The following is a 17,948-nucleotide window of genomic DNA, read 5'->3' as shown; positions in this document are numbered from 1 at the left end:
CGCGGCCGAGAAACCGGGCTCTCCTCCTCGTGGGCCTCGCCCGAAACGTCTTCAACCCTCGTCGAGCAGATTGCGAACCTTGGCGGCCAGGTCTTCGATCGCGAAGGGCTTGGAAAGCAGATGCTTGCCGGCATCGAGCATGCCGTTGTGAACGATCGCGTTGCGCGTATAGCCGGTGGTGAACAGCACCTTCAGATCCGGGTATCGCTTCGACAGTTCGGCCGCAAGTTCCGCGCCGGTCATGTCGGGCATGACGACGTCGGTAAACAGCAGATCCGGAACGAAGCCATTTTCGATCGTCCTGACGGCTTCCTTGGCGCTCGCGGCCTCGACCACCGTATAGCCAAGCTCGCGCAGGCTTTCAGATGAGATGCTGCGGACCCGCTCATCGTCCTCAACGACGAGAATGGTCTCGCTCTGAAGGCTTGCACCAGGATGGGTCACGCCTTGCGACGACGTTGAAGCCGCCTCCTCGCCCGCGAAGCGCGGAAGATAGATCTTCACCGTCGTGCCGACGTCGACTTCCGAGTAGATTTTGACGTGGCCACCCGACTGCCGCACGAAGCCGTAGACCTGACTGAGGCCGAGGCCGGTGCCCTTGCCCACGACCTTGGTCGTGAAGAACGGATCGAACACCTTCCCCAGCACATCGGCCGGAATTCCAGTGCCGTTATCCGTGACGGCGATAAGAACGTACTGCCCGGGCGACAATGCATATTCGCGGGCGTATTTCCGGTCGATCGAAGCATTGCTCGTCTCGATCGTCAGCCGGCCGCCCTTCGGCATGGCGTCGCGCGCATTGACCGCAAGGTTGATGACAGCGCTTTCCAGCTGGGCCGGATCGGCCTTGACGCGCCAAAGGCCGGCCGCCAAGACGGCCTCGAGGCGAACAAGCTCTCCGAGCGAGCGCTCCAGCAGTTCGCTCATCCCACCGACCATCTTGTTGAGGTCCACGACCTCGGGCGCCAGAGGCTGTTGACGCGAGAACGCGAGCAGCCTTTGCGTCAACGTGGCCGCGCGATTTGCGCCATCGATCGCGCCCTCGATGAAGCGGTCGATGTTGACCTCTCCCTTGCCGAGCCGCCGCTTGGCGAGATTCAAGCTGCCGAGAATCACGGCCAGCATGTTGTTGAAGTCGTGCGCGATCCCGCCGGTCAACTGCCCAACGGCTTCCATCTTCTGGGATTGCCGCAATTGCTCCTCGGCCTTCATGCGCTCTGCGATCTCGTCGGCGACACGTTGCTCCAGCCCGGCGTTGAGCGTCTCGAGCCGGGTCAGAAGCCGGGCGTTGTCGATGGCCGTGGCGGCGTGGCCGGCGATCCCGAGCAACGCCGCTTCATGCTCGGGCTGGAACATGGCTGTCTCGGCATGACCGAAGAAAAGCCCTCCAAGCACCTCGCCCGTCCGCGAGATCACGGGGACCGCGAGATAGGATCGAACCGGAAGATGCCCCTCGGGCATGCCCTTTCGCGGTGTGTTCTTGCCATAGCGCGGGTCTTGCAGGATGTCGTCAGACCTCACAACGCTCGTGCCTTTGAAGGTCGGCTCGAACACGGCCGTATTGCGAGGCATCGGGAAGTTCTCGAAGGCCGATCGCGGCACGCCGGACAGCGAATACAGCATGTAGCTGCCGCCATCCGAGGTCAGAACATTGTAAAAGAAGGCCCCGAACTGGGCGCCCGTCAGCTCGACGCCGGCATCCGTCACGATCTGCACGATCTTTTCGAGGTTGCGCTCGCGGGCGACCGATGCACCTGTGTCGTTCAGTATCCTGAGATGACGCTCGGTTTTCTTTTGCGCGGAGATGTCCAGGACCGTCCCGATGAAACGAACAGCCTGACCGTTGGTGAAGATGGCCTGCCCCGTTGCCGCAATCCAGCGTTCGACGCCATCCTCGATACCGACGGTGCGGTATTCGATGTTGTAACTCGTCGGAGCATGAGGACTGAGCGCGGCGGATACGGCTTCGTGGGCGCGCTGCCTGTCGTCGGGATGGATGCCCTTGAGGAACGCCCCTTCGTAGCTGACCTCGGCGTCCGGCGAGAGACCGAACACCTCCTTGCAGCGACTGTCCCATCGCAAGACGTCGTTGACCGGATCGTAGTCCCAGGTGCCGATGCCGGCCGCCTTGTTCGCCAGAACCAGCCGTTCGGCAGCTTCCCGGGCTGCCTGCTCCGAGCGGACGCGCTCGATATGCGCCCATGATCGCTCGGTGACCTCGGTGAGCAAGGCGAGTTCGCGCGCCGTCCAGCCATGCGGGCCCCGGTGATGAATGGCCATCAGGGCAGTGAGCTGCCCTTCCTTGACCAGAGGCATGCAGATCGTCGAGCCTATGCCGATATTCTGGAAGGTTGCGGCCTCCTCGGGCGCGATCTCCTTCAAGTTGTCGTTGATGATGAGGGGCCTGCCGGCGCCGAGTTCTCGCACCGCCTTCTCGCCGAAGTCGGCCAGACTGTAGTGCCCAAGAATATGCATCGCGCCTGGGGCAGCCCAATCACCGCGAATGGTGAAGCCGTCCTGATCGGGATCCATGTCGGCATAGGCGCAGTTGGAGACGCCGAGATGCTCACCCAGCATCCTCGTCGTCACCGCCATGACCCCGTCGGCATCACGAGTCCTCGCGGTCTCCTTGTTGAGGGCGTCCAGAAAAAGCAGCCGCGCCTCGTTCTCCCGCACCGCCGCCTCGGCACGTCGCCGCTCGACGGCGGTCCGTGTGCGCTCGGCGACGTCGTGGATGAGCTCGAGCTCCTCGGGGCTCCATTCTCGCGGCGTAGCGTTGTTGAGGTACAGCAGCGCCACGACCCCGTCGGGCTCGGAGATCGGCATGTTGACCAGCGCGCGCGCAGAGATGGCCTCGAGCGCCTGGGCACGGTCACCGACGCGAGGGTCTTTCTCCGCATCGGCACAGATGACGGTCTCGCCGCGCTTCAGGTCTTCAATGTAGCTGCCGTAGTCGCGGAAGCGAAGCACCCCTGCCAGGCTCTTGATGCCCGGCGCATTCCAGTCGCGCGCAATCGTGATGGTCTCGGCCGACGTATCGACGGTGCCGTAGCCGGCCCTGCTGACCCTCAGGCTCCGGCCAAGCAGCTCAGCCGCAGCGTAGGCAAGATCGTCAGGGTTATTGATCTCTCGGATATAGTCGCCAAGTGCAGCCAGGACGGCATTGCGATCGGTCGAGGTCTCCCCGGCCGCCGTTGTCATTGGTCTTCCCCTGCCACTTCCTGTCTCCTCGAGGAGCCAATGAAACGATCTTCACCCACATAACGCATCGAGCAGCGCGAGGCTGCCCGACATCCAGATGCAGGCGGCGAGCGCAAGCTGCCCGTCGTTAACAGCATGATGGCTTTTGGGTTCCCGGGCGCCCAGCCGGGCCGACCAATACTATCGGCTTGGTGCCTCAACGCCCGACACCGGCGTGTAGATCACCAGCTTCAGCGCGGGGTCGTCGTTGGCCTGGAAGCTGGTGTGCTCGAACCGGAGCATGCCCCTGGTCGGATGGTTCATGGTCTTGAGGCCGGACATCGTGCTGCGGATGTCGTGGGCTTCCCACCATCTGACGAATTCCGGACTGCCCTGGCGTAGCCGCGTCAGCAGCTCGGTGAAGGCGGGATCGCCGGCCCAAACGTCGTGCGTGGCGCGAAACATCGCAACCATGCTCTTGGCGACGTCGGTCCAGCTCGCGCCGTAGAACTTTCGCGTCTGCCTGTTGGTCAGGACCAGCAACAGCGTATTGCGATCCTGCTCGGGCAATTGCCCGAAAGCGAAGACATCATCGGCAGCGTCGTTCCAGGCCAATACGTCCCAGCGCCTGCCGGTGACATAGGCCGGCTGCTTCAGGCTCTCGATCATCCGCCGGATTGGCGGCGGCACGATTTCGCGCGTGAACGGGCTTCTTGCCCCGTCGCGAGCCAGCGCTTTCAGATGCGCGTGCTCGGTCTTGCTCAGTCGGAGCGCGCGGGCCAGCGCGTCGATGGTGGTGACGGACGGACTGACGGTGCGGCCCTGCTCGAGGCGGATGTACCAGTCGACGCCGATGCCGGCGAGTTGCGCGACCTCCTCACGCCGCAGCCCTGCGGTGCGCCTCCGGCGGCCCGCCGGAAGCCCCACCGTCTTCGGCGAAAGCTTCTGCCGGCGGGACCTGAGGAAATCGCCGAATTCGACGCGGCGCGGATCTGCCATTGCTGTCGCTCCCGCGATGGAGGGCCTCTGAAATACTAGGATAATACCAGGCCTTCTTGCCTCCTCCAAGCCAGCGCATATGGGTTCCACCCGACTTTGAGGTGAACATCATGAAAGCTGCCGTGCTCAAATCCTTCGGTTCGCCGCTGGCGATCGAGAATGCCCCAGAACCGGTGCTCGGCACCGGCGAGGTCATCGTCGACGTCGTCGCCACACGCGTGCTGTCCTATATGAACGAGGTTTTCAGCGGAGAGCGCAACTACGCGCTCGACTTGCCGATCATTCCGGGTCCGGGCGGCATTGGCCGCGTGCGCGCGATCGGCCCGGACGCAATCAGGCTCGCAATCGGCGACTGGGTGTTCTGCGACCCGACGGTGCGCTCGCGCGATGATGCCGTTGCGCCCGACATCGCGCTGCAAGGACTGACTGCCGCCGGTCCCGGCGGCATGCTCCTGCAACAGCATTTTCGCCACGGCTCCTTCGCCGAGCAGATGCGCGTGCCGACCGAGAACGTCAAACGCCTCGGCGCGATCACATCGGAGCAAGCGACGCAATGGTGTGCCCTTGGGACGCTACTGGTGCCCTACGGCGGCTTCCTCGCCGCCAACCTGCAAGCAGGCGAGACGGTGCTAGTGAGCGGGGCCACCGGCAATTTCGGCAGCGCGGCCGTCTCGGTCGCGCTGGCGATGGGCGCGGCGTGCGTGGTCGCCCCCGGCCGCAACGAGACGATCCTGGCCGACCTCGTCCGCCGCTTCGGCGCCCGCGTGAAGCCGGTGAAGCTCACCGGCAATGAGCACGACGACCGCGAAAGCATGAAGCGCGCCGCATCAGGGCCGATCGATTGCGTGTTCGACATCATGCCGCCTTCGGTCGGCACCAACGTGGTGCGGGCGGCGGTCATGACGGTGCGCCCCTATGGACGCGTCGTGCTGATGGGCGGTGTCGGCATGGCAGGCGGCCCGGGGCTCGAGCTGCCCTACCCCTGGATCATGCGCAACTGCATCAGCATCCACGGCGTCTGGATGTATCCGCCGGACGCCGCGAGCCGCCTGATCGCGCTGGTGCGGTCGGGTCTGCTACGGCTCGATGAATATGAGACCACGGCCTTCGACCTCGACCATGCCAACGAGGCCGTCGCCCATGCCGCCGCCAATGGCGGACCGTTCAAAATGACGGTGATCAGGCCTTGAGCATCCGGGCGGCGGCGGAGTCGCCGTCGCCGATTTTTCCCTAAATCCAACCAAGCACTTGGCTACTGTGCATGGGGTTGTTTTCGCACATTTTGCTAGTCGAGCTCGACCACCTGGCCGTTCGACAGCGAGACGCGCCGGTCCATGCGGCCGGCGAGCTCCATGTTGTGAGTCGCGATCAGCATCGAGACCTTGGTTGCCTTGACGAGCTGCATCAGCGCCTGGAAGACGTGATCGGCGGTGTGCGGATCGAGATTGCCGGTCGGCTCGTCCGCGAACAGCACGCGTGGCGCGTTGGCAACCGCACGCGCGATCGCGACGCGCTGCTGCTCGCCGCCTGACAGCTCGGCGGGGCGATGGGTGATGCGGTCGCCGAGGCCGAGATAGCCAAGGATCTCCTTGGCGCGCTTGACGCTCTCGGACTTCTTGAGGCCGCGGATCATCTGCGGCATCATGACGTTCTCGAGCGCGGAGAACTCCGGCAGCAGCCGGTGCGACTGGTAGACGAAGCCGATATCGGTACGGCGCAGCTGCGTGCGCTCGATGTCGGGCAGCTGCGAGGTCGGCGCGCCCGAGACATAAACCTCGCCGGAATCGGGCGCTTCCAATAACCCTGCGATGTGCAACAGGGTCGATTTGCCCGAGCCGGACGGCGCCACCAGTGCGACCGATTGGCCGGCCCACAGCGCCAGCTTGGCGCCGTCGAGGATCGTCAGCGGCACCTCGCCCTGCAAGTACTGCCGCTTTATCTCGTGGAGATAAATGACCGGTACATCTTCAGCCCCCTGCTGCTGATCCATCAGCCCCTCACTCGTACCGGAGCGCTTCGACGGGATCGAGGCGTGCGGCGCGCCACGACGGATACAGCGTCGCCAGGAACGACAGCGTCAGCGCCATGATGACGACGGCCGTGGTCTCGCCGACGTCGATCTCGGCAGGCAGTTTCGAAAGGAAATAGAGTTCCGGCGAGAACAGCTCGGTGCTGGTCAGCCAGGACAGGAATTGCCTGATCGATTCGATGTTGAGGCAGATCACGAGACCGACGAAGAAGCCGACGAGCGTGCCGACGACGCCGATCGAGGCGCCCGTGATCAGGAAGATCCGCATGATCGATCCCTGCGAGGCGCCCATCGTGCGCAGGATCGCGATGTCGCTGCCCTTGTCCTTCACCAGCATGATCAGGCCGGAGACGATGTTCAGCGCCGCGACCAGCACGATCATGGTCAGGATCAGGAACATCACGTTGCGCTCGACCTGGAGCGCGTTGAAAAAGGTCGAGTTGCGCTGTCGCCAATCCACCAGGAACACCGGCCGCCCCGCGGCCTCCGTCACCGCCTTGCGGAAGGCGTCGATCTTGTCGGGGTTGGCGGTGAACACCTCGATCGAGGTGACGTCGTTGCTCCGGTTGAAATAGGCCTGCGCTTCGGCGAGCGGCATGAACACGAAGCCGAGATCGTACTCGGACATGCCGATCTCGAACACGGCAACGATCTTGTACGGCTTGATGCGCGGCGTCGTGCCCATCGGCGTGACCGCGCCCTTCGGCGCCACCAGCGTGATGCTGTCGCCGGCATGCAGCGACAGCTGATCGGCGAGGCGCCGGCCGATCGCGACGCCCTGCCCGTCGTCAAAGCCCTCAAGCGAGCCCTGCTTCACGTTCTTGGCGATCGAGGTGAGGTTGTTGAGGTCGTCGGAGCGAATGCCGCGCACCAGCACGCCCGAGGCGTTCCAGGGCGACGATGCCAGCGCCTGGCCATCGACCACGGGCGCGGCGAGCCGGATGCCCTGGACCTGACTGAGGCGGTCGGCGACGTCCTTCCAGTCCGTCAGCGGCGATTCCAGCGGCTGGACCAGGATATGGCCGTTCAGCCCCAGGATCTTGTCGAGCAGCTCTTTGCGGAAGCCGTTCATGACGGCCATCACGATGATCAGTGTCGCCACGCCCAGCATGATGCCGAGAAAGGAGAATCCGGCGATGACCGAGATGAATCCCTCCTTGCGGCGCGCCCGCAAATAGCGCCCCGACAGCATCCACTCGAATGGCGCAAAAGGCGCGGTCTGCACGGTTTCGGTCATGGTCTCATCCATCGCTCGATAATCCCATGATTCGGGGTCAAATGTGGCCGGATTACCGACCCGCTATCGCGCGATGAACACTATTCAGCCGACCAACCGGGCGACTGCGTCGGCAGGCGACATGGTCTCGCGGGAGCCGTCGCTTCGCCGCTTGATCTCGACCTTGCCGTCGGCGAGCCCCTTCGGCCCGATCATGATCTGCCAGGGGATCCCGATCAGGTCGGCGGCGGCGAATTTGGCGCCGGCGCGCTGGTCGGTGTCGTCATAGAGCACGTCAACGCCCTTGGCGGTGAGCTCGGCATAGAGCTTCTCGCAGGCTGCGTCGACCGCGGCATCCCCCTGCTTGAGGTTGAGGATCGACACGCGGAACGGGGCAACGGCCTCCGGCCATTTGATGCCGGCATCGTCATGGCAGGCCTCGATGATGGCGCCGAGCAGGCGCGAGACTCCGACGCCGTATGAGCCGCCATGGATCGGCACGTCGACGCCATCGGGGCCGGCGACCAGCGCCTTCATCGGTTCGGAATACTTCGTGCCGAAATAGAAAATCTGGCCGACCTCGATGCCGCGGGTGTTCACCCGTTTGTCTGCGGGCACTTCCTGCTCGAAGCGCGCGGCGTCGTGCACGTCCTCCGTCGCCGCATAGACTGACGTCCATTGCTTGATGATCGGCGTCAGGTCGCTCTCATAATCGACATCCTCGCCGGGCACCGGCAGATCCAGCACGTCGCGATTGATGAACACGCCGGATTCGCCGGTCTCGGCCAGCACGATGAACTCGTGGCTGAGGTCGCCGCCGATCGGGCCGGTCTCGGCCCGCATCGGGATCGCCTTCAGCCCCATCCGCGCGAACGTGCGCAGGTAAGCCACGAACATCTTGTTGTAGGCGACGCGCGCGGCGGCCTCGTTGAGGTCGAACGAATAGGCGTCCTTCATCAGGAACTCGCGGCCGCGCATCACGCCGAAGCGCGGACGCTGCTCGTCGCGGAATTTCCATTGAATATGATAGAGATTGAGCGGCAGGTTCTTGTAGGACTTCACATAGGCGCGGAAGATCTCGGTGATCATTTCCTCGTTGGTCGGCCCGTACAGCAGCTCGCGCTTATGGCGGTCGGCGATGCGCAGCATCTCGGGGCCATAGGCGTCGTAGCGGCCGCTCTCGCGCCAGAGGTCGGCAAGCTGGAGCGTCGGCATCAACAGTTCCAGCGCGCCGGAGCGGTCCTGCTCCTCGCGCACGATCTGCTCGATCTTCTTTAGCACGCGAAATCCGAGCGGCAGCCAGGCATAGATGCCGGCCGCCTCCTGCCGGATCATGCCCGCGCGCAGCATCAGCCGATGCGAGACGATCTCCGCCTCTTTCGGATTTTCCTTCAAAATGGGCAGAAAGAACCGCGACAACCGCATGGCAATACTCTGGGAATCAGTGACCGGGTGCAGTGAAACCGGATTGAGAGCGAAAACACAAGACCGGGAATGAGGAAAACCCGCTAAGGCAACGGAATTCCTGTCATTTCTCCGTCGGGCTTCAGGTTCAGCTTGAGCTGCGACTTATGGCGACGCGACGTCGAGTTCGTCTTCGAGCGTGATTTGCTCGAAGTCGGTCACCAGCGCGTCGATCCGCACGCGCCAGCGGCCGGCAAAGGGAAGCTCCACCTTGCGCGCATGCCAATAGCCGTCCGGCCCCAGCGTGGCCTTCCGCTCCATCGGCTCGATGCCGCGTTCGGGCAGGCTCAGCGTCAACGTCACCTCCTTGGCCTTGAGCGGCATCCCCTCGCCGGTCATGAGCTGGAGCACGAAATCGTCGAGCCCCGGCTTGCCCGGAGAGACCAGGACCTGGAACATCGCCTTGTCGCTGTGGATGTGGATCGCCAGCGGTGCCTCCGGAACGATCGTCCGCGGCGGCGGCGTGAAGCGCCAGCCGGCCACCACGGCGAGAATGGCGAGAGCGACAACGCTTTCGAGCAGGATCGATCGCTTGAGGGCAGGCGTCCCTGTCTCGTACCGGGCCAGATCCGGCGTCAGCCGGAACCGATTGAGCGCGGCCAGCGCCAGCAGTCCTGTGACCAGGACGAGCTTGGTCGAGAGGATCAGCCCATAACTTGTCGCGACCAGCGCTCCCGGCTTTTCGAGTTGCACGATCGCGAGTGCGAGGCCAGTCAGGGCCAGCACGCTGACCGCGAGCGCCGCAATACGGGAAAAGCGGTTCACGATCGGAAGCGTCGCAGTCGTCGGCTTGGACACCAACGCCACGAGCGGAGCCAGCGCGCCGATCCAGAAGGCAACACCGAGGCCATGGAGAAAGATCGCCGGCCTCGTCAGCGTCTCCGGCGGCGCCGTTGCGGCATGCCCGGTCATGGCGAGCGACAGACCGACGCCGATGAAGGCGATCATCGCAAGAGCGCGCGCGTACCATGCGCTGCGCAGCGCCATCCATGCGGACAGCATGGCCGCGAGGGCAACCATCAAGGCAGGGCCCGCACTGGTCGCGAATGCGACCTTCCAGGGACCAGCCGTCCAGAGAGCATCTGGGGGCAGCCCGAGGAGATCTAGGCCCAACGTGCCAACGGACGCCACAGCACTCGGAAAGCCGAGGCCGAGCGCCAGGCGCGGGACAGCCATCCCGATCATCGACCACGCAACCCAGCGCGCGAAGAACACGCCGCCGACCCCGACGAATAGCCCGACATAGAGGCCGACCCGCGTCAGCCAGATCAGCACGCCCAACCCGTTATCCGCGGCGGCCGGCGGTTTCGTCGCCGTCGGCATGCCGATCGAAAAGGTCATCGATCCCGTAACGGGATGGCCGTCCTGCGAGATCACGCGATAGCTGACGACCGCGGTCCCCTCGGGCAGATCGGCCGGCATCGCGACAGAAATCGTCTCGCCCGATGCGCTGACCCGTGGATCGTTCCGCGTCCTGCCCGCACCGTCGATCAGCCGGATCGCGCCGGGCGTCACCGCCTCATTGAAGCGCAGCTCCACCGTCTTGGGCGCAGTATCGAGCACGCTGCCGCTCGCCGGCTCGACCGAGACCAGCGCGGCGTGCGCCCATGCCGCGCTGGCGAAGCCGGCAGCGAGGAGCAGCGTCGCAAGCGCGGCGAGCAGGCGCATCAGGGTTTTGGCAACAATTTCACGCCGGGCGCCGGCGACTTGCCCTCATGCGAATGCCCTGCCCCCGCCGCCGGAATTTCGATCCAGCGGCTGATGCCGGTTTCGCATTCCTGGACGACGGGGAAGTACAGCGTCGTGTTCGGCTTGAGCTTGTCGGTCAGGAATGTGTGCATGACGAACTCGTCATAGTTCTTGTCCGGCAGCTTGCCGCCGGACCACGCCACCTCCTTGACGCCGGAGCCCAGCTTGTTGCCGTGATAGTCATATTCGCCGGCATATTTGCCCTCGACGACGTCGACATTCCAGCCTGCCTTCGGCATCGGCTTCACCGCAATCACCCCTTCCGGGATCTGAATGCGGATCTTCACCGTCGGCGAGCCCGAGCAACCGTGCGGCACAGTGAACACAGCCTTATACGACGTGCCGACCGCGGCTTGCTTGGTCTCGAGCGAGACATGCGCCGCCGCTGGCGAGGCGGCGAAGGCGGTGATCAGGAACAGGCAGGATCGCTTCATGTTCAGTCTCCCGAAAACCCAGATCGGTCTCATTTCATCTTCATTCCCGAATGATCCGGCATCTTCTTCATGTTCATATGACCTGAATGTCCATCACCACCCGGCGCCTGCGCACCGACGCCCTGAACATCGAGGGAGACGGCGACTTTGCCGGCCTTCTCGAATTGCAGCGTCACCGGCACCTTGTCGCCCTGCTTGAACGCGCCTTTCAGTTCCTGGAGCATTAAATGATTGCCCCCGGGCGCGAGCTTCACCGTCTTGCCGGGGTCGATCGCGAGCCCCTTGTCGAGCGCACGCATCTTCATGACGCCGTTGTCCATCGCCATCTCATGAATCTCGGCCTTGCCTGCGATATCGGCGGACACGCTGACCAGCCTGTCCGACGCCGTGCCCTTGTTCTCGATGGTCAGATAACCGCCGGCGACCTTCGCGCCGCCCGGCGTCGCCCGGCTCCATGCCTGCGAGATGACGAGATCGCCGGCCTTGACGTCGTCGGCAAATGCGGCCGCGCTGCCGTTCAGAAGAATGGCGATTGCGAAAAGTGTTTGCAGGCTCTTGCTCATTTTGTTTCCCTCATGGTTGATCTGACCGACCGCGTAAGGTCGTGGTTGTCTCAGCGAACCCGCAGCACTCACCATCGATACCTCATTCCGGTGTAAACTGCCCTCCCCGTTCCGGGTTCGAACAAAGTCGACGCCGCAGTCGCACGATCGATGATGCTGGCGCTCGCAATATAGGTTCGGTTGGTGAGGTTGCGGCCCTCGACGTAGGCCGAGAACGGACCGCCATTGTCAAAACCGGCCTTCAGTCCCAACAATGCATAAGGCTCCGTCGTCAGCGTATTCATGCTGTCGACGAAATAGGCCTTCGGCACCCATTCGACGTTAGGTCCGATATAGAGGCCGGTCGGATGCTTGTAGAGCAATTCGGCGCGCAAATAATGACGAGGCGCTCCTGGCAATTGATTGTTGCCGAACATGGCATCTTTGTCGAAGCGAAAGTCGTTGTAGGTGTAGGCCAGGTTGAGCCACACCTTGTCCGGCGCGCTTCCCGCCACGAAGATATCGCGGAAGATCGCGGCCCCTGCGCCGGCTTCGATGCCCTGGTGGATGGTCCGATCCGCATTGGTCACGTTGCAATTGCCGAAGGCGCTATAGAGGCATAGCAGCTCATCGCGGATGTTGGCGCGATAGGCCGTCAGCTCCCACGAGTAGTCCGGCCGCCGCATGCGCGTCCCGATCTCGTAGGTCGTCGCGAGCTGGGCGTGGATGCTGGTGAACGGAATCGTCGGAATGCCCGGACCATTTGAGCTCTCGCCGAAGCTCGGCACCTCGGCGCTCCGCGAGACGTTGGCGAAAGCCTGCCATGTCGGATCGATTTGCCACAGCAAGCCCGCTTTCGGCGACCACAGATTGAAGCGGGTTGTCCCCGATTGATCGCCGTCGCTGAGAAAACGGTCCTGCCGGCTACGGGTTGCATAGAGAAACTGCGTCCCCGCGATCGCTGCAACGTTGGGAAGGAAATAGAAGCTGTCTTCGACGTAGACGGACGTGTTCCTCGATCGATCGATCGACGATGAGCGCAGAGCTCCCTTTTGTCCGGCAATGTTGGCGAATTGCTGATTGTCAATGCTCCCATTCAGCACATTGACACCCGCGACCAGCCTGTTGCGGAAGCCGCCGATGAAGCGCTCGTCGGTAACTTTCGCGAAACCGCCGTAGTCCCTGTAGCGATAGTCGAGCCACTGGAAAATCGGATGCATCAGATGGCGATCGACGCCAAAGGCGCCGAATTCAACCTTGGTCTCGTCGAAACGGATCGTCGTCTTGTTTGCGAGCCGGACCGTGTCGATATTGCGCTGCTGATCCATGGCAACATTTGCCGGAGCTGCAGCCTCGGGATTGGTCAGCGCAGACGTCTTGGTGACCGTGCCGGGAATGCGTTGGCGCACCTCGTTGGCATTGAGATAGAAGCGCGTCTCGAAGTCCGGCGAAAACTGATAGCCGACATTGGCGCTGAGACGGTTGCTCGAGCCAAAGCTGTGGTCTCGAAAACCATCCGCGGCCTGCGCCGAGGCCGTGACGAAGCCGTCCCAAGGACCGTTCGCTCCGCCAGCGTTGGCCTGGGCGCGCTTGTATCCAAAGCCGCCAATATCGACGGATACCCCGTTCGGAAACGGATCGCGGCCGGTCGGCGTGACGAAATTGATCGCTCCGCCAAGCGAGTTCGCTCCGAACTGAAGCGCATTCCCGGCCTTGTAGACCTCAACGTATTTGTAGGCGGTCGGGTCGATCTCCTGGAAATCGCCGTAACCGTCCGCAGTATTGATCGGGATGCCATCCATATAAAGCTGCACACCGCGCAGATGGAAATTGCGCGACAGCCCGGAGCCGCGGATCGAGAGCCGGGTGTCGTCGCCCCATTTGGGCTGGGCAAACACACCGGGCACGTAATCCAGAACGTCCTTTATTGTGCTCGCGGGCGTGGAATTCCGGTAAGCCTCGGCCGTCACCAGCGCCACGCCGCCCGGCGTCTGGTTGATTTCCGCAAGCGCCTGCTGCGCCGTCAGGACGGTCAACGCACCCGGACCGCTGGCGCCCTCCCCCTGCGGACGCGCCTCATGTTGCGGAGCCGAGCTGCGCGCGCGCGTCGACCGCGCGGGAGTCCGCCGCGGGTGGGCGGGCGCAGCGCGCTTCTCCCGCGGCGAGTCCACGATCACCGGAGGAAGTTCGCCCCGACTTTCCTGCGCATCGGCAAGCGGTGGGAGGGAGAGAGCAGAGAGAGAAGCAAGCACGATTCCGCGCGCGGAAGCGTTCTGGAACAAACCAAAGCGAGACATATAACAATTCCTGATGCCGGCACGAGCGCCGGTGCATTGCGAATCCCCGTGCAGCAGCCGCCGGGGCAGATTCGTCGCTACGTCAGGAAATGTGAGGGGGCGCGCGCGCCCGGGCGCTCGAGCCCTCGTGCACGGCGATGGCGAGCGCATCCGCCGGATGCCACACCACGCGCTCGGCATGACGGAAGGGAATCGGGAGCGCCGCGTGTGCGGGCGAATCGAGCGACGCGTTGGCCTGGGCCAGGCAACACAGCGCGCACGCGCCGGCATGCGCGATCGGCGCGCCGGTTTGGTCGCTCAGCCCGCCTTGATCGCTCGCACTGTGGCAGATGATTCCGGCGGACAGCGGATCGGCAACGGCCAGGCCGGCCGCAGCGCAGGCGGCAATCGGCGCCAGCACCTGCATCACCAGGGCGAGCAGGACCAGGGGTAGGAATTTCTGTAGCCGTGCGCGCATCCGCCGAACCATTCGTTCGCCTGCTGACTAAACACGGTACCCGGCCCCAAGTCGAGGTCAGTTCAGCCGCCTGCTTGGCCCAGCGCAAATCTGCCGAAAACCGTGCCCGGGTAACCCTGCACGGCACCCCGATGGGGCATTTGAGGCACCTCAACCGCCCCGGCCCCTCCACAGATTTCTTATGTTTGTCATATACTTGGCACGGGATGAAACCCAATCGTTTCGTCTACTGATCGAATTTTGAACATTCGTTGCTGAAAATGATGACAAGTGAGAAAAGTTGAACTAGCATCCCTCTTGCTCAGGCGCTGACCGCAAGGTCGAGGCCTGGTGGTCCAAGTCTCGGGAGGAGCCCCTGGCGCGCAAAACGCAGCGTCGCCCCGTCAATCAAGAGCAAATCTTAGAATCGGGGATAATAGGGTCGACACAATTTTCGAGCGGGGCTAGGGCCCCGCTCTTTTTTTGTCCGCGAGGCTGAAGCGCCGATGAAGGCGTCGTCCAATCCGATCGAAATCAGCTTCGAACTCGCGGCCTCGCGCTGTGCGGATCTCACGCCCCTCGTCTACCAACGCCTCTTCGACGCGCATCCCGAAACGCAGGCGATGTTCCGCTCGGGCGGCGCTGAGCTCGTGAAGGGGTCGATGCTCGCGCTGACGATCGAGGCCATCCTCGATTTCGCCGGTGAGCGCCATGGGCGCTTCCGGCTGATCGCCTGCGAGGCCGCCTCCCACGACGCCTACGGCACGTCGCGGGAGCTGTTCGTCGCGTTCTTCACCGTGATCAGGGATACGTTACGCGATCTGCTGGGCGATGAATGGTCAACCGGGATCGCACAGGCTTGGGACACGTTGCTCGTGGGCATCGACACACTCAGCGGCGCAGCAGGCTGACGCTTTGCGCTGCACCAACGCAGCTCGCCGCGCGCGAGTGATTGCGGATTGAGTGGCATCAACTCTTGTGAGACACTTTCGGACATCGGTAGCGCTATCAATGACGCACCGACGACAAAATACATGGGAGCGAGCGATGTCCGGGACGAAAGATTTCTCGACGACGAGGCGCGATCTTCTTCAGGCGGCAGCGACCGCCGGCGCCGGAGCTGCCCTGTTCGGCAGCATGGGTATCAATCCAGCACTGGCCGCCGAAGTCGGACGCAGCGAGAAGCCGCTGAAGGCGGCGTTCTCCAATGCGGGCCTCCAGGCTACCTGGTGCGCCCAAGGCAAGAAGGCCGCGGAATTCTGGGGCAAGCTGTTCAACGTCGAGGTGACCTGGTTCGACGGTCAGCTCGACGCGGTGAAGCAGCGCGCGGCAATCGACAACATGGCCTCGCAGAAATGGGACTTCGTCGCGATCCAGGCCTTCGGCATCGGTACCCTCACCCAGCCCGTGCAGAAGATGATCGACGCCGGCACGCCTGTGATCGACATGGACACGCTGATCGCGCCGCTCGATCAGATCAACGTCCACTCCTTCCTCGCTCCCGACAACGAGTTCATGGGCGCCTCGGTGACCCAGGCGCTGTGCAATGCCATGGGCGGCAAGGGCAAGATCATCATGACCCAAGGCGCGCTCGGCCATACCGGCGCGCAAGGACGGGCCAAGGGCTTCACCTCGGTGGTCAAGCAATTCCCGGGCATCGAGGTGCTCGACACCCAGCCGGCCGACTGGGACGTCTCCAAGACGGCGCGTTTGTGGGAAACGTATCTGACCAAATATCCGCAGATCGATGCGGCGTTCTTCCACAATGACGACATGGCGCTCGCCGCCGCCAACATCATGAAGGCGCGGGGCCGCACCAACATCCTGATCGGCGGCGTCGACGCCATGCCGCCGGCGATCCAGGCGGTGAGCGAAGGCCGCATGTTCGCGACCGTGCGCAATCCTTCCTGCCGCATCCATGGCGGCGCCATCATCGCGGGCGTCTCGGCTGTGGTCGGCGGCGAGAAGAGCGGTCAGGGCATTCCCAAGAACGTCGTCACCGACGGCCCCGTCGTGACCAAGGCCAACGCCGCGGGGATGCAGTGGATGCAGGATCACTACCTGATCTGAGCCTCCAAGATCTCAACTTTCATGTCAGAGGGTCGCTCGCCCATCCTTGAACTGCAGGGCATCACGAAGAGCTTCGGCGGTGTCGAAGCGCTTCGTGGTGTCGATTTGGCGCTCCTTCCCGGCGAGATCCACGGTCTCGTCGGCGAGAACGGCGCCGGAAAAAGCACGCTGATGAAGATCATCGCCGGCGTGCACACCGAGTTCTCCGGCCGCTTCCTGATCGACGGCGCGGAGACGCATTTCCGTTCGGCGCGTGATGCACACGCGGCCGGCATCGCCATGGTGCATCAGGAGCTCTCTGTCGCACCGGACCTGACCGTCGCCGAGAACGTCTTCCTGGGTAACCAGCCGACCAACGCCCTCGGCCTCGTGCAGTGGCGACGGATGGCGCGCGAAGCGGGCGAACAGCTCGCCCGCTTCGGCATCGACGTTAATCCGATGTCGAGACTCGGCGACTTACCCATCGGGCTGCAGCAGCTGATCGAGATCGCCCGCGTGCTGTTCTCCGGCGCCCGCATCGTCATCCTGGACGAGCCGACCTCCGCCCTCTCCCCGCCGGAGGTCGAGCGCCTGTTCGCCACGCTCCGGCGACTGCGCGAGGAAGGCACTGCCATCGTCTTCATCTCGCACTTCATCGAGGACATTTTACGCGTCTCCGACACCGTGACCGTGTTCCGCAACGGGCGGAAGGTCGCGGAGACGGCGAGCGCTGCCACCAGCAAGGGCGCGTTGATCGAGGCCATGATCGGCCGCGGCGGCGAAGCGCTCGAGCACAGCTACACCGACGATCTGCTGCTGCCGCGCCCAAGTGAGAGCCCGGTCGTCCTGAAGGTCGACCAGCTGTCCCTGTCCCGCAGCTTGCGGGCCGTCTCGTTCGAGGCCCGCGCCGGCGAGGTGCTCGGCATCTACGGCTTCATGGGCTGCGGCCAGCAGGAGCTGTCGCGCATCCTGTTCGGCAAGCTGAAGCCGGACAGCGGCACGCTTCTCGTCGATGGCAAGCCAAAGACCTTCGCCAGCACGGCGGCGGCACGGCGTGCCGGCGTGGCGCTGGTGCCCGAGAGCCGGCGCGACATGCTGTTTCACCAGGAGCCGGTCTACAAGAACATCTCGATCGGCATCCTGGATCGCATCTCGTCCCTGCTGCTGAAGCCGGCCCAGGAGCGCGACATTGCTCAGCGTCAGGTCGAGCAGTTGCAGATCAGGCCCCCGGTGGTCGGTCTCGACCTCGGCATGCTCTCGGGCGGCAACCAGCAGAAGGTCGCGCTGGCGAAATGGCTGACCTACCCGCCCAAGCTTCTGGTGCTGTGCGAGCCGACCCGCGGCATGGATGTCGGCGCCAAGAACGACGTCATCAACATCGTCCGCGATCTCCGCGCCAAGGGGCTTGCGATCATCGTGCTGTCGACCGAGCCGGAAACGGTGCTGTCGCTGGCAAACCGCATCCTCGTGCTCAAGCGCGGCGCTTTGGTGCGGGAATTCAGGAACGAGCCGGTCAGCAAGGACCGCCTGCTGGAAGCGGCGTGACGGAGAAG

14 protein-coding genes are annotated in these 17,948 nt (G+C 63.8%); 4 read left to right on the top strand and 10 right to left on the bottom strand.

The features are described 5' to 3' along the window. Positions 1-51: 51 nt before the first annotated feature. Together ACFDR6_RS25915 and ACFDR6_RS25910 are read right to left on the bottom strand one after the other, a co-directional pair. Entirely contained in the window at positions 52-3,201 is a 3,150-nt protein-coding gene (locus ACFDR6_RS25915) for a GAF domain-containing hybrid sensor histidine kinase/response regulator (RefSeq protein ID WP_375859969.1), read from the bottom strand. A gap of 180 nt (positions 3,202-3,381) precedes the next feature. After that, a complete protein-coding gene (locus ACFDR6_RS25910; protein WP_375859968.1) occupies positions 3,382-4,179 on the bottom strand; it encodes a helix-turn-helix transcriptional regulator in 798 nt (265 codons plus the stop codon). 110 nt (positions 4,180-4,289) lie between these two features. Here ACFDR6_RS25910 and ACFDR6_RS25905 point away from each other — a divergent pair, with 110 nt between their 5' ends. Next, complete coding sequence (locus ACFDR6_RS25905) at positions 4,290-5,369, top strand: zinc-binding dehydrogenase (protein ID WP_375859967.1); 1,080 nt, start codon at positions 4,290-4,292, stop codon at positions 5,367-5,369. A 95-nt stretch (positions 5,370-5,464) separates the two neighbouring features. Here ACFDR6_RS25905 and ACFDR6_RS25900 read toward each other — a convergent pair whose 3' ends face one another. From ACFDR6_RS25900 to ACFDR6_RS25865, 8 genes are all read right to left on the bottom strand, one after another. Further along, positions 5,465-6,169, bottom strand: a complete 705-nt coding sequence (locus ACFDR6_RS25900) for an ABC transporter ATP-binding protein (RefSeq protein WP_212089983.1) — start codon at positions 6,167-6,169, stop codon at positions 5,465-5,467. Positions 6,170-6,176: 7 nt separating this feature from the next. Then, positions 6,177-7,457 (bottom strand): lipoprotein-releasing ABC transporter permease subunit, encoded by a 1,281-nt coding sequence (locus ACFDR6_RS25895; RefSeq protein ID WP_212089981.1) that lies wholly within the window; start codon positions 7,455-7,457, stop codon positions 6,177-6,179. Between the two features lie 72 nt (positions 7,458-7,529). Beyond that, on the bottom strand, positions 7,530-8,849 hold the full coding sequence (proS, locus tag ACFDR6_RS25890; protein WP_212089979.1) for a proline--tRNA ligase: 1,320 nt from the start codon (positions 8,847-8,849) through the stop codon (positions 7,530-7,532). A 144-nt stretch (positions 8,850-8,993) separates the two neighbouring features. After that, positions 8,994-10,556 (bottom strand): copper resistance CopC/CopD family protein, encoded by a 1,563-nt coding sequence (locus ACFDR6_RS25885; protein ID WP_375859966.1) that lies wholly within the window; start codon positions 10,554-10,556, stop codon positions 8,994-8,996. Next, on the bottom strand, positions 10,556-11,071 hold the full coding sequence (locus ACFDR6_RS25880) for a YcnI family protein (RefSeq protein WP_375859965.1): 516 nt from the start codon (positions 11,069-11,071) through the stop codon (positions 10,556-10,558). The genes ACFDR6_RS25885 and ACFDR6_RS25880 overlap by 1 nt, the downstream gene beginning before the upstream one ends. A gap of 29 nt (positions 11,072-11,100) precedes the next feature. After that, positions 11,101-11,634, bottom strand: coding sequence for a copper chaperone PCu(A)C (locus ACFDR6_RS25875; protein ID WP_375859964.1), 534 nt, complete (start codon positions 11,632-11,634; stop codon positions 11,101-11,103). A 68-nt stretch (positions 11,635-11,702) separates the two neighbouring features. Further along, positions 11,703-13,910, bottom strand: coding sequence for a TonB-dependent receptor family protein (locus ACFDR6_RS25870; RefSeq protein WP_375860024.1), 2,208 nt, complete (start codon positions 13,908-13,910; stop codon positions 11,703-11,705). An 82-nt stretch (positions 13,911-13,992) separates the two neighbouring features. After that, entirely contained in the window at positions 13,993-14,367 is a 375-nt protein-coding gene (locus ACFDR6_RS25865) for a DUF2946 family protein (RefSeq protein WP_212090427.1), read from the bottom strand. Positions 14,368-14,852: 485 nt separating this feature from the next. On the opposite strand from ACFDR6_RS25865, the gene ACFDR6_RS25860 reads away from it, so the two are divergent. The 3 genes from ACFDR6_RS25860 (at position 14,853) to ACFDR6_RS25850 (ending at position 17,940) form a co-directional block, all read left to right on the top strand. Then, positions 14,853-15,257, top strand: coding sequence for a globin (locus ACFDR6_RS25860; protein WP_375859963.1), 405 nt, complete (start codon positions 14,853-14,855; stop codon positions 15,255-15,257). Positions 15,258-15,393: 136 nt separating this feature from the next. Continuing rightward, positions 15,394-16,416, top strand: a complete 1,023-nt coding sequence (locus tag ACFDR6_RS25855) for a sugar ABC transporter substrate-binding protein (RefSeq protein ID WP_212089969.1) — start codon at positions 15,394-15,396, stop codon at positions 16,414-16,416. A gap of 21 nt (positions 16,417-16,437) precedes the next feature. Further along, complete coding sequence (locus ACFDR6_RS25850; RefSeq protein WP_375859962.1) at positions 16,438-17,940, top strand: sugar ABC transporter ATP-binding protein; 1,503 nt, start codon at positions 16,438-16,440, stop codon at positions 17,938-17,940. The last annotated feature ends 8 nt before the right edge of the window (positions 17,941-17,948 follow it).

It is taken from the genome of Bradyrhizobium tunisiense (genome assembly GCF_042263385.1).
GTDB lineage: Bacteria > Pseudomonadota > Alphaproteobacteria > Rhizobiales > Xanthobacteraceae > Bradyrhizobium > Bradyrhizobium tunisiense.
Note: the sequence above shows the minus strand (reverse complement) of the source record. Positions and strands in the feature narration are given on the sequence as shown.